This window comes from Streptomyces sp. NPDC059900 (assembly GCF_050270335.1).
Taxonomy (GTDB): domain Bacteria; phylum Actinomycetota; class Actinomycetes; order Streptomycetales; family Streptomycetaceae; genus Streptomyces.
The window spans coordinates 1-1,528 of record NZ_JBNNJZ010001056.1 but is presented as its reverse complement, the minus strand read 5'-3'; the positions used below and the strand labels follow the sequence as shown (position 1 = coordinate 1,528).

Below are 1,528 nucleotides of genomic sequence, written 5' to 3'. Positions count from 1 at the left end.
GGAGCCGATGACCTCCCTCAATCCCGTCCTGACCATCGGCCGGCAGATAGGCGAGGTGCTCCGGCGCCACCAGGGCCTGTCCAAGAAGCAGGCACGCGCGCGTGCCGTCGAACTCCTGGGCCTGGTGGGCATCCCGGCCCCCGCCCGGCGCGTGGACGAATACCCCCACCAGCTCAGCGGCGGCATGCGCCAGCGCGTCATGATCGCCATCGCGGTCGCCTGCGACCCCGCCGTCCTGATCGCCGACGAGCCCACCACCGCGCTGGACGTCACCGTCCAGGCGGGCATCCTCGAAGTCCTCCACTCCCTGCGCGAACGCCTCGGCACCGCCATCGTGCTGATCACCCACGACCTGGGCGTGGTGGCCGACACCGCCGACCGCGTCCTGGTCATGTACGCGGGCCGCCCCGTCGAACAGGCCCCGGCCAACGAGCTGTTCGCCGAACCCCGCCATCCCTACACCCGCGGTCTGCTGGGCGCGGTCCTGCGGCCGGGCGCCAGCGCGGGCGCCAGTCCGGGCGGGCCGGGCAAGCGGCGCCTGCCCGAGATCCCCGGCCTGGTGCCCAGCCTCGACGCACAGCCGGACGCCTGCACCTTCGCCCCGCGCTGTGCGCACGCCGACGAGCGGTGCACGACGCGCAGGCCCGGCTTCCAGGCCCTCTCCCCGACGGCGGGAGCCGACGCCGCGCACCGGGCGGCCTGCTGGCACCCGCAGGACGCCCCCGTGCTCACGCCCACCACCCGGGAGGCCGGACAGTGATCCCCGCGCAGTCACCGCACACACCGCACGCCGAGGCGCGGCCCGTGCTCGAACTGGACGGCCTGGAGCGGCACTTCGCCTCGCCCGGCGGCCTCGTGCGCGCCGCCGACGGCGTCAGCCTCACCGTCGGCAAGGGGGAGGTCGTAGGGCTCGTCGGAGAGTCGGGCAGCGGCAAATCGACCGTAGGGCGCTGCGCCGTACGGCTGGACGAGCCCACCGGCGGCACCGTCCGCATCAACGGCACGGACGTGACCCGCCTGTCGCGGCGCGCCCTGCGCCCCCTGCGCAAGGACTTCCACCTCGTCTTCCAGGACCCCTCGTCCTCGCTGGACCCGCGCATGACCGTCGGGCAGATCATCGCCGAGCCCCTGCGCCTGCACGCCATCGCCAAAGGGGACGCGGCCCGCGCCCGGGTGGCCGCACTCCTTGCCAAGGTGGGCCTGCGTCCCGAGCACGCCGACCGCCACCCGCACGAACTCTCCGGCGGACAGCGCCAGCGCATCTCCATCGCCCGCGCGCTGTCCGTGGACCCCGACCTCCTGGTGGCCGACGAACCCACCTCCGCCCTGGACGTCTCCGTGCAGGCCTCGGTCCTCAACCTCCTCGCCGATCTCCAGCGCGACCGCGGCTTCGGATGCCTGTTCATCACGCACGACCTGGCCGCCGTGGAATTCCTGGCCGATCGCATCGCCGTCATGTATCTCGGCCAGATCGTCGAACAGGCGCCCACCGCCGAGCTGTTCGCCGACCCCAAGCACCCCTACACCC

The 1,528-nt window shown here is 73.7% G+C and carries 2 protein-coding genes; both read left to right on the top strand.

Going from position 1 to position 1,528, the window contains the following annotated elements; translation table 11 throughout:
- A partial coding sequence (locus tag ACQKIP_RS47155; RefSeq protein WP_427745833.1) for an ABC transporter ATP-binding protein occupies positions 1-760 on the top strand: 760 nt, incomplete at its 5' end.
- Positions 760-1,528: ATP-binding cassette domain-containing protein (locus ACQKIP_RS47150; protein ID WP_427745832.1), on the top strand; the 769-nt coding region annotated here is incomplete at its 3' end. The genes ACQKIP_RS47155 and ACQKIP_RS47150, both read left to right, overlap by 1 nt.